Origin of the sequence: uncultured Paraglaciecola sp., assembly GCF_937123705.1 — a bacterium.
Taxonomy (GTDB): Bacteria; Pseudomonadota; Gammaproteobacteria; order Enterobacterales; family Alteromonadaceae; genus Paraglaciecola.
On sequence record NZ_CAKZKO010000204.1, the window covers coordinates 30,060 to 42,940 of the forward strand.

At 38.9% G+C, this 12,881-nt stretch carries 10 protein-coding genes; 4 read left to right on the forward strand and 6 right to left on the reverse strand.

The window, feature by feature from the left end:
• Window positions 1-37 precede the first annotated feature (37 nt).
• On the forward strand, window positions 38-2,950 hold the full coding sequence (gene gcvP, locus Q0688_RS25100) for an aminomethyl-transferring glycine dehydrogenase (protein ID WP_299083922.1): 2,913 nt from the start codon (window positions 38-40) through the stop codon (window positions 2,948-2,950).
• A gap of 196 nt (window positions 2,951-3,146) precedes the next feature.
• On the opposite strand, the gene Q0688_RS25105 is transcribed toward gcvP, so the two are convergent.
• From Q0688_RS25105 to maoP, 6 genes are all read right to left on the reverse strand, one after another.
• Window positions 3,147-5,273, reverse strand: a complete 2,127-nt coding sequence (locus Q0688_RS25105) for a GIY-YIG nuclease family protein (protein WP_299083925.1) — start codon at window positions 5,271-5,273, stop codon at window positions 3,147-3,149.
• An 11-nt stretch (window positions 5,274-5,284) separates the two neighbouring features.
• On the reverse strand, window positions 5,285-6,634 hold the full coding sequence (locus tag Q0688_RS25110) for a DUF4041 domain-containing protein (RefSeq protein WP_299083928.1): 1,350 nt from the start codon (window positions 6,632-6,634) through the stop codon (window positions 5,285-5,287).
• Between the two features lie 80 nt (window positions 6,635-6,714).
• Window positions 6,715-8,616, reverse strand: a complete 1,902-nt coding sequence (locus tag Q0688_RS25115; RefSeq protein ID WP_299083932.1) for a DUF3732 domain-containing protein — start codon at window positions 8,614-8,616, stop codon at window positions 6,715-6,717.
• On the reverse strand, window positions 8,616-9,110 hold the full coding sequence (locus Q0688_RS25120) for a three component ABC system middle component (RefSeq protein WP_299083935.1): 495 nt from the start codon (window positions 9,108-9,110) through the stop codon (window positions 8,616-8,618). Before Q0688_RS25120 ends, Q0688_RS25115 begins: the two co-directional genes overlap by 1 nt.
• The gene (locus Q0688_RS25125) at window positions 9,111-10,307 is read right to left on the reverse strand and encodes an ABC-three component system protein (protein WP_299083938.1); all 1,197 of its coding nucleotides are present in this window, start codon (window positions 10,305-10,307) and stop codon (window positions 9,111-9,113) included.
• Between the two features lie 563 nt (window positions 10,308-10,870).
• Window positions 10,871-11,239: a DUF413 domain-containing protein gene (maoP, locus tag Q0688_RS25130; protein ID WP_299083940.1), complete on the reverse strand. Its 369-nt coding sequence runs from the start codon at window positions 11,237-11,239 to the stop codon at window positions 10,871-10,873.
• Window positions 11,240-11,417: 178 nt separating this feature from the next.
• Between maoP and Q0688_RS25135 the strand changes: the two genes are divergently transcribed.
• The 3 genes from Q0688_RS25135 to Q0688_RS25145 all read left to right on the forward strand — a co-directional run bounded on the left by Q0688_RS25135 (window position 11,418) and on the right by Q0688_RS25145 (window position 12,837).
• The gene (locus tag Q0688_RS25135) at window positions 11,418-11,609 is read left to right on the forward strand and encodes a hypothetical protein (protein ID WP_299083942.1); all 192 of its coding nucleotides are present in this window, start codon (window positions 11,418-11,420) and stop codon (window positions 11,607-11,609) included.
• A 26-nt stretch (window positions 11,610-11,635) separates the two neighbouring features.
• Window positions 11,636-11,920, forward strand: a complete 285-nt coding sequence (locus Q0688_RS25140; RefSeq protein WP_299083946.1) for a hypothetical protein — start codon at window positions 11,636-11,638, stop codon at window positions 11,918-11,920.
• A gap of 86 nt (window positions 11,921-12,006) precedes the next feature.
• Entirely contained in the window at window positions 12,007-12,837 is an 831-nt protein-coding gene (locus tag Q0688_RS25145; RefSeq protein WP_299083949.1) for a LysR family transcriptional regulator, read from the forward strand.
• Window positions 12,838-12,881 lie beyond the last annotated feature (44 nt).

Below are 12,881 nucleotides of genomic sequence, written 5' to 3' on the forward strand. Positions count from 1 at the left end.
GCCACGCTTTGTTCACATCAGGAATTTGTAGTCAGTCATGTCATTATCTCATTTTTCATTATCAGAGCTTGAACAAAAACAGGATTTTGTTCGTCGTCATATTGGTCCCAGCGAAGCAGAAATGGCAGACATGCTAGCTGTTGTTGGCGCAACATCTCTAGATGACTTAATGCTACAAACTGTACCTGAAGGTATTCGTTTACCTCAGCCCTTAAAAGTGGGTGAAGCCCAATCAGAAGCCGATGCATTGGCTTATTTAAAAACTGTAGCAAGCAAAAATAAAGTGATGCGTTCGTTTATTGGCATGGGTTACTACGACACCCTCACACCCAATGTGATTTTGCGAAATGTATTAGAAAATCCAGGCTGGTACACCGCGTACACACCTTACCAACCTGAAATCGCCCAAGGTCGCTTAGAAGCGCTGCTTAATTTCCAACAAGTGACTATCGATTTAACAGGAATGGAACTGGCCTCAGCTTCGTTGTTAGATGAAGCCACCGCCGCCGCCGAAGCTATGGGGCTGGCGAAACGTGTTTCCAAAAACCGCAAAGCTAACACTTTTTTTGTAGCCGATGACGTACATCCACAAACGTTAGACGTGGTACAAACCCGCGCCGATATGTTTGGTTTTGACGTAGTAGTAGGCAAAGCCCAAGACGCTAGCCAACACGACTTATTTGGTGCCTTATTGCAATACCCCGGCAGTACCGGTGCAGTTAACGACATCGAAGAAATCATCAAAGCTGTACAAGCTAACAAAGGCATAGTAGCCGTTGCCGCCGATTTACTTAGCCTAGTAATGCTTAAGCCTCCGGGAGAAATGGGCGCCGATGTAGTGTTAGGCAGTGCGCAACGATTTGGTGTGCCAATGGGCTACGGCGGACCACATGCCGCTTTTTTTGCGACGCGGGATAGTTATAAACGCTCCTTACCGGGGCGTATCATAGGTGTATCTAAAGACACCCGTGGTCGACCTGCACTGCGAATGGCATTACAAACTCGCGAACAACATATTCGCCGCGAAAAAGCCAACTCAAACATTTGTACTGCTCAAGTATTGCTAGCTAATATGGCCTCGTTTTATGCGGTTTATCATGGCCCACATGGCTTAAAAACCATTGCTTCACGCGTACATCGTTTTGCCGATATTTTAGCTGCGGGTCTAATCAAAGCTGGATTTGAGCTGGTCAATAACACGTGGTTTGACACTTTAACCATTAAAGTCTCAGACAACAAACAGCAAATAATCAGCGCTGCTTTAGCTAACAATTTAAACTTGCGAACCGATGTTGAAGGCGCGTTAGGGATTAGCATTGACGAAACCACCTCAAGGCAAGATCTTCAAGCCGTGTACCAAGCCTTTGTTGGTGCTAACGTTGAGCTAGATATCCAAGCTTTCGACCAAATGATTATCGAAAAAGGCAGTGATTCAATCCCAGCACAGCTTGCAAGAACATCTGAGTATTTAACTCACCCAGTGTTTAATAGTTACCACTCAGAAACCGAAATGCTGCGTTATATCAAATCTTTAGAAGACAAAGACTTAGCCTTAAATCATTCGATGATTTCACTGGGCTCTTGCACCATGAAACTCAACGCTACAGCCGAAATGTTACCTGTTACTTGGCCAGAGTTTGGGCAATTACACCCGTTTTCGCCTATGGAGCAAGCTCAAGGTTACAAACAAATGCTGGATGAGCTAAGCGAATGGTTAATTGATATTACAGGCTACGACGCACTTTCTATGCAACCCAACTCAGGGGCACAAGGCGAATATGCTGGACTAATCACAATTCAAAAATACCACGAAAGCCGGGGAGAAGGGCACCGTAATGTATGCCTGATCCCAAGCTCAGCTCATGGCACTAACCCTGCATCAGCGCAAATGGTTAGCATGAAAGTGGTAGTAGTGAAGTGCGATAAAAACGGCAACGTCGATGTCGAAGACTTACGCACTAAAGCTGCAGAAGTAGCCGATAACTTGGCCTGCGCGATGATCACATACCCATCGACCCACGGTGTGTACGAAGAAACCATCAAAGAAATGTGCGATATTGTCCACGAATTTGGCGGTCAAGTGTATATGGACGGTGCCAACATGAACGCTCAAGTAGGGGTCACCTCACCTGGCTTTATTGGATCAGACGTATCTCATTTAAACCTACACAAAACCTTTTGTATTCCCCACGGTGGCGGTGGACCAGGTATGGGACCAATAGGCGTAAAAGCACATTTAGCCCCATTTTTACCTAATCACAAAATTGTTGGCGTAGAAAACGCTGGTGATACCCAAGTGCGGGAACATGGCGCAGTATCAGCTGCACCTTGGGGCAGTGCTTCAATTTTGCCTATCAGTTACATGTACATCAAAATGATGGGCAGCGCTGGCCTTAAAAAAGCCACCGAAGTGGCCATGTTAAACGCCAATTATTTGGCCGAAAAACTATCCACTCACTACCCAGTGTTATATCGCGGCCGCAACAATCGCGTGGCACACGAATGCATCATTGATTTACGCCCAATCAAAGAAAGCTCAGGTGTTACCGAAGTGGACATCGCCAAACGCCTAAACGATTACGGTTTTCACGCGCCCACTATGAGCTTCCCAGTGGCGGGTACCCTCATGATTGAACCCACAGAGTCAGAAGCCAAAGCCGAACTCGACCGCTTTATCGAAGCCATGGTACATATTCGCGCCGAAGTGTCTAAAGTAGAATCAGGCGAATGGAACGCCACCGACAACCCACTGCACAACGCACCACATACCCTAGACGATGTATGTGATAGCGATTGGAACCGTAGCTACGACAGACAACTTGCGGCATATCCAGTAGCATCTGTAGCCAGAAACAAATTCTGGCCATCGGTTAATAGAATTGATGATGTGTTCGGGGACAGAAACTTGATTTGTAGTTGCCCGAGTATTGAGAGTTATATTGAAGATTAATCAATTGTTGTGGTAATTAATTAAATTCCCCTATGGAAATAATAGGTTCCCCGCTGAGAACTAAGTTCCCCGTTGGGAGCTAGCTCAAAATAGTAAAAGCCCTCAATATCCGATGAGGGCTTTTTTCTGCGCGATCTGCTTTTAAGGCTAAGGTTTGTGACTACATAGTTCTCTGCGGTGCAAGCTAGTACAGAAACTAATTGTCATTTATTTCCTCTTCATAGGTATGTTTCTGCATTGCATAATCCTCAGGGTATTCCTCCTCCGCTATAGCTTTAACTTCCAAGTTGGTAACTTTATTCATGAACTTCTTAGACTCCAATTGCTCTTCGTAGATATGTTGCTGCATTGCATAGTCCTCAGGGTATTCTTCCTCTGCATAAGCTTTAACTTCCAAGTTGGTAACTTTATCCATGAATTTCTTAGACTCCAATTGCTCTTCATAGATATGTTGCTGCATTGCATAGTCCTCAGGGTATTCTTCCTCCGCAAAAGCTTTAACTTTTGAGCTGGTAACCTTATCCATGAATTTCTTAGATTCTACTTGTTCTTCATAGATATGCTGCTGCATAGCATAGTCCTCAGAGTATTCTTCCACCGCAAAAGCTTTAACTTTTGAGTTTGTAACTTTATCCATGAATTTCTTAGATTTTATTTGTTCTTCATAGGTATGCTGTTGCATTGTATAATCGTCAGGATATTCCCCTTCTGCAAAAGCCTTAACGTCTAACTCAACCACATCGTTAATGAAATTTTTAGAATCCAACTGCTCTTCGATATAATGTTGCTGCATATCAATATCTGAAGGATATTCTTTTTTAGCCTTTTCTTTTATTTGGGCTTCTGATTCATTTTGGTTGTTTACGAGACTTTCTTGCTTATTCTCAAAGGGAGTAACAGTTGCAGGCTCGATATCAAGGTCTCTTTTCTTTAGTTGAGTTTTCTTGTCTATATATTCATTTTCTAAACTTGCTATAGGTTGAACGGACATATTAGAAATTTCAGTAGGAAGGTCATTAGACTCTTCCACCTTTGGAGGGAAGGCAGGCTTCGGATCTTTTAAACTGCGTACTTCGGGCTTTTTACTTTCAACTTCAAAAGTTTCAATTTCTAAAGTCTCTTGGTAAGCATTAAGTTTTTCAAATATTTCATCAACGGAAACATAGAAAAATTCTTTACGGTTATTGACTAAATTTACTCGTTTCTGAGTAAAGCAATCGTGTAAATACTTTTCTAACGTCGGTGCATTCTCGGAAAATATATAAGCATGAACATCAAACAAATCAGGAACCGAGGCATCACCTAATTCTTTTACCCTATCATTAGGATCTACTCTTCTAGTCATACCTATTTTTACTACACCTTCACCAAAGGACATTTGATTAGAGATAACATAAACATATCCCGACCGAGTAAGTTGCGCTAACGATATTGCGCGTTTTTCTTTTTCTCGAAGTGTTTCTAATTGTTGTTTATGAAGTTCGTAAAGCGCCTTTTGCTCATCAGTACTAGATTCCAATTTAGCAAGTTCTTCAGCGACGAGTTTTTCCATTATTTTACGATCTTTCTCAGCCTTCTCTGCCGCTGCTTTTATTCGTAATTCTTCACGCTCAGCCTCTCGTTGAATCCGCAACTCCTCACGTTCGGCCTCTTTTTGCTCTTGTTTCAAGTTATTAAGTTCATAACTCAGTCGCAATTCATCTATTTTTAAATGTAAATATTGGTCTTTCAGATAAGTTTTAACTATCGCACCAGAACTGTTTATTTCATTAAAGGTATCCTTAGTTCGCTGAATGAGGCGATTAATGTTATTCCAGTCGACTAATGCTGAAGCAGCTTTAAATTCATTATCCAAACAACGAAGACGAAGTTTAACCTCCCGGTTAAATAGTTTTTTAGCGTTTGATTTTTTACCATTTACAACGACATCATTTCCCATATTACATACACAGGCTTTTTTTTCTTTTATAAGGTGTTTCAATGAGTTTTTAGTAACTTGTAGGCGAGCTTCGATACTATCAATATCTTCGCCACTATTGAGGGCTTTATACGATATTGAGTCTGTCGTACCAATACCTAAATGGTATTGTGACAAGCGTTTTTCGCCTTCGCGTAATTCAATAAGCTTTTCTTGGTAGCGATTTTGTAAGGATGTATATTGGTTTTTTAGTTTAAAAAGTTTGTTCTCTTCTTGAGTTGCTGGTTCATATATTTTATCTATCTCGTCACTTTTGACTTTGAGTTCTTTAAGTTTATGACGTGACGTCAAAAGTAGGTATATTGAGGTTAGAAAGAGTATTGCTAAGACAAAAGTTGTATACATATCTAGCTCCTTTATATTGATGCAGGTATTTGATTAGACTTAGGTTGAGCTGCCGATTCGGACTGCTTAAACGCTTTTCGCATAAGAAGACTCTCCCTGAATTCTTTTGCCTCTGTCTCATAAAACCAATCACATTCAACCCCTAATTCATCCATCGCTACTGCCACCTCTTGAGGAGTAACTCTAAAGAATTCTTTGCGATAGTTCTCTTCATTAACTCGTTTGTCTTGAAACTTTCGATGTAGCATTTTTTCAACTTTTGGTGCATCCCCCACGAAAGTAAGTGTATGTACATCAAACTTAAATGGCACACTAGCATCGCCTAGTTCTTTGACTCGATCCATTGGCTCTAAACGTCTTGTCATACCTATCTTAACCGTTTTATCACCGAAACTACCAAGATTAGAAATAACATATATATAGCCAGCTTTTGTTATCTGGGCTTGTGACATTGCTCGGGCGAACTTATTCTCTAGCTTTTCAATTTCCTTTTGCATTCTGGCAATCTTAATCTTCATATCATTGGCACTAGCACCGTGTAACTGCTCAGCAGCCTTTTTAGCTTTTCGTAAATCCGATTTACGATAATAAATATCATCCTCTAATTCTTCGGTATCCCCGCCTGTCAATTTAGCTTGTTCACGCAGTAAAGCTTGTTGCTTTTTCTTTTCCTGCTTTAATTTTTCTCTGTACTCAAGCTCACTATGCCAAATACCCAACTCTTGCAATTTTAAGTCAAAATATTCGCTAGCTATTGTGACATTCGCTGTTTCGCCCAGTTTATCAAGTTGGCTTTCTAAGTTATGTAGCTTGTCAACGGCAGTGTGGTAGCTTGAATAACGCATTTTCTTTCGTATAAAGTCAAATTCTGCATTAAAAGCTTTAAGTAAAAGGTTTTGATATGCATTTACCATCTGCCTACCTTTGCTTTTACTTCCAAACCATTCCCAATTTGAGTACGCTGTAGTTGCACGGCCACGTTTTATAACTTGAAATTGTTCTTTCAAACACTCTTCAATTTTGTGCTTTAAAGATTCTCTGTCGTCGAAATTAAAAGTAGGGGGAAATATACCAACGTCTATGAATTTTAGTTGGGCAGTATTTTGTTCTAATATTTCTTGTAATCTATTATAGATTGGTTTGCCGTCATTAACTTTAAGCTCAATTTGTTGAAGTGATTGTTGTAAATCTGAAACAATTTCATCTATACACTTTTCTTTAAGAGCATTATTTTTGCGCTTTATCTCTTTTTCTAAATTTTTTCGTTTTTGAGAAGTTGAATAGATCATGAAAGCTATCAACGCGGTCAAAACCGTTAGTGCAATCCAAAGTGATTGGTGCAAGTCAATTTCTTTTAACATTTACTTTCCTTATTATCTTAATCCTATCGAGTCATAGTATTGTGTCTGCATATAGATTAGTACGAACTACGATCCATACTTTATTCAATCCAACTTAGCGGAATTAAAGCTTCCTCACCTCTCCACTTTTTGTCTCTCACACATTCTTGGAACCATGGTTCATCTATGTCCGCGTGATCAGTGACTATTATTTGAAAATTGCCCTCAAATTCCTTTTCAATCAAGTCGTACAACCACTTAAACATTTTCTTAACGGCCTGTCTGTCTTCATCTACTTCTATTTCTTCAATATTCCCAGTCACATCAATATCTGTTGGAAAGTAGACTTGAGTTGGCTGATCAAAAAGTACAAATTTTGGAACCGGTCTATTCATATTGTTAAACCATTTCGCTAACGCTATATAAGTAACCAAATGATACCCAACCCAGTTTTCACCACTACCCATTTGATATAAAGGAACTTTGCCATCTGGGGTTTCAGCAACGACAGTAAGACGCTTTAAATCAAGCTTTATGGGGCAATCACTATGCTCTAACTTCAGCTCTTTGGCCCAACGGCTCATATCTCTTCCAATCAGATTAAGCTGAGAATCTAGCTTTTCAATCAACAGCTCTGGGTCCAACGCCGTTTCCAAGTCTTTAATTCGCTCGTTTAGTTCCTCTATTTGCTTCTCTAATAAAGTAGTATCTTTATTCCAGTCTATGCCATCTAAGTAGAGTGAGACCTTCCCTACAACTTTTGCCTTTTGCAAATTCAGCGTTTGAAGTTTTCCTAGCTCCTCGTCCTTTTTCTGGTACTCAGTTAACATGTTTTGCGCTTTCTTAATAGACTTGGCAATTTCACTTCGTTTACCTTTAAGTTCCTCGATTCTCGAATTTAAACGAGGTTTAGCTCTGGTTGTTTTTAATAAGCTTTCACTTAGCTTGTTCAAAGACTCTTGAATTGCCCGTTTAGCAGGTGACTCAGACGTTTCAAGTTTTTGAAAAAGGTTTAAAGTTTCTAATCTCAATCCTTGCTCGCGCTCTTGACTTTCAAATCCGCTAATTGCCCTTTCATAATCTTCAGCTTCTTTCAGCATATTGTTTACTATGCTTTTCTGCTCCTTTAACACCCTATACTCTGACTCAAGTCTACTAATTGCTGGAGCATTTTCAGTCTGTTCACAAATATCTTCTGGCCTCCATATACTCAACTTTTTAAACTGCGCAACTAATTGCTCATCAGATAAATTGAATGTCGGACCATTATATAACCCAATTTGTGCAGCTTCTGCTAGCAGAGAAAAACCTTTACTCAAGCCATTCCCTTTCAATGAGTCTATTTCTTTGAGTTCTTTTACCTTGACTGTGCGTTCTCTCTTTAGACCTCTCAATTTTTCCATTTTAGAGAAGCGGTCATCATCAGCGGCCCCCAAAAAATAAGGTAATACATCCTTAATCGTTTGCGGAATGAATTGCTCAGACTGACGATGAAACAATACTTTTTTATTAGCTATTTCATCTTGGCTTTGGAACAAAAAGAATTTTGAGTGTTTAAATGATAATGATATAGAGCTTCTTGATTGACCATCGGAAACTTCGGTGTCGTAATCTGGCATTCCAAGCTTAGATGATAGAAACTTTGTAGCGGAATCAATTGTCGTATTGCTTTTAATTTCATTTGGCTCTGGAATTTTTATTTCATCACCAACAAGTAGCATGCATTCAACACTTGACTTCGCTCCCAATGCGGGTGCTTTTCTAGCTATAAAAACTTGTGAATTATCAAACTGAAATAAAGTTGAGAACCAACCAACCGAATTGCGTATATGACCTGCTGCAACGTCACATTCTTTAGATCCCAAGCTATAATCAATAATGTCTAGAAGTGACGTTTTACCTTTCTTCGACGCCCCAGTAATAATATTTAACTTAGAAGTTTCGAACTTAACATCACGCCTTTTCTTATTTGTTCCATAAAGTGAAATTTGCTTAATCTGCATTATGGTCTTATCCCTAAAACTGAATAAATTGTAGCTGCGTTAGGGCTAACGGCTAACCATCTTCCCATTAATTTTGAAGCATTTAACTGTTTTTTCATCGCCTCACTTTTATTAAAAATAACTGGTGATTGTGCTAGCCCACTCTCAATAGCTACTACATCATAATTCTCGGTAAGCTCTAAGAGGTGATTCTCATACAAAAAATCAAATGAATTCTGAGTTATTTCAAAAAAGCTAGTAACTTTGTTGGCAAAATTAAATAAATGTCCTTCGTTCTCAACAAGCCATGCTACGAGTGACGTCTTTGACGTTCTGGGTAGTTGTGATGATAACGACTTTGTTAAGATTAAAGGCAAGCACAAATATAGAAGAGCTGGGTTTATACCATTTTTATCGACTGTTCCGTACTCTCGCACAATACTGTAAATGAGAAATCCACAATAAGCAGGATTATGAAGATTGAACTCATCTTGTGTTAAGGTCGAAAAATCCATCTACGCTACCTCTGATTTTGATTTGGTCGCTAATAATTGTTCAAAATCTGGATGCCAACCAATTACCAATTCATCTGCCAAGTGGTGATAGCTTCCTCGCGCTAAATAGCTCTCAGAGAAGTGCGGACGAATTGGGATAGTTCCCTCATTCTGGCATTTTTTAAAGACCTCTAGAGCAAGCTTCTTCTTAGATATTTCATCTTCTATGGTTATTTCAGTTTCTACTAAACCGATGTTGAATTCCCACTCTTCCTTTAACTTTCTTAAATAATTAACTAACTCACCGGGATTTAAAAGCCCATCACTGGCCCATCTTGATTTCTGTTCAGAAGCTCTAAAAAAATCTAAGACGGCTTTCTTTATTAACCTTTCACCCGCTCCAAACATTTTCATTTGTTCAATAAAATTATGACTTTGTTGGATGAGTGAAGCGACGTCGACTTCTGCTGTAGAATAATCGTCAGGTAAGTTAATTGATAAAAACTGCTCCCTTAAATCATCGATAATATTTACTACTTGACCAAGGTTTACTCTTCCATCTCCAGTTTCCAAAGCTGATATCGCTATTGAAAACCATTTTCCCTCTAATCTGTTCAAAAACGTTTTAAGCTGTGCAGAATTAGCGTAGCCTCTCAAGTTGTTTTCTAAGTGTTTTTCAATTTCAACCAACGTTTCCGATTTATCAAGTACAAAAATAGCTTCGCATAGATTTTTTTGCTCGGTTTCGGATAAAGAACTGAATAATTTAAAAGCGTGTTTGTTTTTCTGACTTGGGTTATCTTCGACAATAGTACACATTAATTTATGAGCTTTTCCAATGTCTCTATCCTTTGAATTTGAAAGAAAATCGGCAAGCGTGTCAGCCACTATTTGTTCTGTTGTTACTAGAAACAGACTAGCCTTACCAAAGTCGAGGTGTTTGTTTTTGTAAGCCTCAATCCAGACTCTAATTGTTTTCCAAATATCAGGACTTTTATCGGTGATGTTTCCCGGATTTGAGTGATATTTGGTTTGAAGTAATTCTTCTGGAGTACCACTTTTTTCAAAAGCAATATCATCGATCGTCTCTATCGAGACGAAATAATCGTCGGGGTCATCTACCTCTCTCATTTTTTTCAATGAAAGAAGTAAGCCATACCTAATCTGATATATGTAGCCGAGAAGTGAGCTAGTAGCATCAAAATTATTTATGATCATATTTACTTTCCATGTAGTTTTTCTACATAGAAAGTGCCATATAATTCGCTTACTTTCAAATTGTTACATTATAGACCCTGCATATTTGGAGTTATTAAAAACAACCCATTGCCACCTTCAGCAGATTGGTTAAGGTTAAATAGGTTCATGCGTTTTAATTTTTATACTGCGCTTGTTGGCAAATGATTTGAGTTTCTTCTCGTAAAGTGGAAGGTCTTTTTGTAGCGACATTTAAATTGTATAACGCTATTTTCATCGTCATAAATGGCACGGATGTTATTCTCACCGGCGCCTATTGAATAGCTTCCGTCATTTAATATATATGCAGCTCTGTCATTGGCAAACTTATCTTGAGTAATGGTAGAAAGTAACTGTTCGACGTTATCATTCTCATTAATTTGAAAAACTGTTTTACACATTGCCATATCGAGCCTGTTTTTTCTAAGTGTTAATCATCGGATGCAACTGATGTAAAATTGAAACGTCTTGAAATTTTCCACCCACCTTAATAAATGGCCACTGCGCTGGAAACCCCCTCATTTTAAATAGTAATTGTCTTTGTATTAAGCTTCGAACTCCAAGTCACCGTTGATAAATTCGTTATGATCTTCGTTTGTCGCCGCTAAGTTGAAATTAGAGCTATGTAGTGTGAAAAAGTTCTTCTTAGTGCTGGTTAGTTGGATAAATTTAAGCCAAGAACGTTCGACAGTTGTATCTGGTGGTGTTAGCCCTTTAGCCACCAGGATAAAGTGTGCTTCTTCTGTAGATTCTGGCTCTAGTGTGTCCATTGCTAAGAGATGTAAAGTTTGGCCATAGATGGACAATACTTCTGCTTCAGCAATACTGAAATCTCCCGATTTTTTAAATCCATATGGAAAACGTTTAAGCTCAGAAAACAATACCTTACCAGGTCGAATGTTAGTGTTATTCATAAAAAGCACCATCAATAAAGCTAGGGGTTAAATGACTAAAGTGTTATTGCAATGACTTTTAATTAAAAAATGATAGATGAAAAGCAATTATTTTTTCTCTACACCATAAAAATATTTTGTTATCTATTTTTTGCCTTTAAAAATATTCTAGTCGGGACATAAATAGTAAGTACTACTGATGAGTAAAGATTTGCGTTTTAACAAAGATGACTTTTCCTTTTCGGACGAAGAAGACGCCGTTTTATCGGACTCCCAAAGAAAAGTACCAAAATATATTGAAACGGATGTTAGGCACAGAGATCGCGAGGGCCATTGGTTCCGAGCGAGAAAGCGCAGCCTATTAGTGCAAGATGAAACTGAGAATAACTAACTGTTTGGATTTAGATGAGAATTATAATGAAGTATATGAGTTACCTTTTTTGTGTATTGATATCATTTAGCGCAATAGCTTATGGGTCCCAGGAAGAAGTACCTGAAGTCATACCGGAAGAAGTGCCTGAAGTCATGTCTGAGGAGTTGCCGGAAGCAGATCTCGAATTGATTGCGGTATTTAAGCAGATGTGTTCAGAAGTAGCAGAATACGAGGAAATTAGCGGTTCGGCACTTCATGCTTTTTTACTGGGGTGTGTAAATAAGGAGCTTGAAATTGAAGGTTATCGCTTAATTACAAAACTCAATTAATTTGTGCTATTGAAAATACAATTCAACTTGCCAAAACAAAACTTTACGGGTATTAAGCTAGAAATCTAAACACATTGGCAATGGCAATGGACGTACGTTTTCTAGCGACCTTTTTAGAGGTGGCTCAAACCAGGCATTTTGGCAAAGCCGCCGAAAATTTATATCTTACCCAATCTGCAATAAGTGCGCGTATTCGATTGCTTGAAGAGTATTTTAATACCTCACTTTTTATACGTAATCGCAACAGTATTCGGTTGACGTCGGCTGGTGAAAAGCTGATCCCATATGCCGAGTCTTTGTCTGCAACCTTATCAGATGCAAGGAAAGCCTTGAACGAAGTCGATGTGAACTATTTGGTTTGCGGGGCAACGCCCAATGCTTGTGAGCTATTTCTAAATGATGCGCTAATTCAAATGAGTGTGAGTTTTCCAGACCTATCTATACGAGCAGAAATGCTAAATACCGAGCAATTATCTCGGCAATTGCATGAACGGGTTATAGATATTGCCTTTAGTACTGAGCCGTTGAAATCCGATGATGTTGAAAATGTTGCCATTAATCTGGCAGCCCTTGGTTTGTATTCTACCTATGGTACTCAACACGAGGAATCGCTACAAAACTATGTACATATTGATTGGGGTGTAAAAATTAGCGAATCATTTTATCAACTATTTCCAATGGCCAGACGGGCGGCGTTTAAATCGAGCTCTTTGAGTATTGTAAGCAATTACATTCGAGCAAAAGGTGGCGCTGTACTGCTGACCGAAAACTTGGCCAAGGAACTTAATTTGTCCAAAATTATTGGTTTAGAAGAAACGAGAGAAAAACTAACAGTGACAACATATTTAGTGTATTTGAAAGATATTAAAAACACAGCTTTGTCTGAACTCATAAACTTCTATCGTTTAAGTATATAGAACTTGGATGCCGATACTGAAGGAATGAATAGTTGTTAAGTTTT

Bases quoted from the DNA above. Each gene is read 5' to 3' on its own strand.
- Q0688_RS25125 (WP_299083938.1), bottom strand. From the start codon at position 10,307: ATGATCATAAATAATTTTGATGCTACTAGCTCACTTCTCGGCTACATA.
- gcvP (WP_299083922.1), top strand. From the start codon at position 38: ATGTCATTATCTCATTTTTCATTATCAGAGCTTGAACAAAAACAGGAT.
- Q0688_RS25115 (WP_299083932.1), bottom strand. From the start codon at position 8,616: ATGCAGATTAAGCAAATTTCACTTTATGGAACAAATAAGAAAAGGCGT.
- maoP (WP_299083940.1), bottom strand. From the start codon at position 11,239: ATGAATAACACTAACATTCGACCTGGTAAGGTATTGTTTTCTGAGCTT.
- Q0688_RS25105 (WP_299083925.1), bottom strand. From the start codon at position 5,273: ATGTATACAACTTTTGTCTTAGCAATACTCTTTCTAACCTCAATATAC.
- Q0688_RS25145 (WP_299083949.1), top strand. From the start codon at position 12,007: ATGGACGTACGTTTTCTAGCGACCTTTTTAGAGGTGGCTCAAACCAGG.
- Q0688_RS25140 (WP_299083946.1), top strand. From the start codon at position 11,636: ATGAAGTATATGAGTTACCTTTTTTGTGTATTGATATCATTTAGCGCA.
- Q0688_RS25120 (WP_299083935.1), bottom strand. From the start codon at position 9,110: ATGGATTTTTCGACCTTAACACAAGATGAGTTCAATCTTCATAATCCT.
- Q0688_RS25135 (WP_299083942.1), top strand. From the start codon at position 11,418: ATGAGTAAAGATTTGCGTTTTAACAAAGATGACTTTTCCTTTTCGGAC.
- Q0688_RS25110 (WP_299083928.1), bottom strand. From the start codon at position 6,634: ATGTTAAAAGAAATTGACTTGCACCAATCACTTTGGATTGCACTAACG.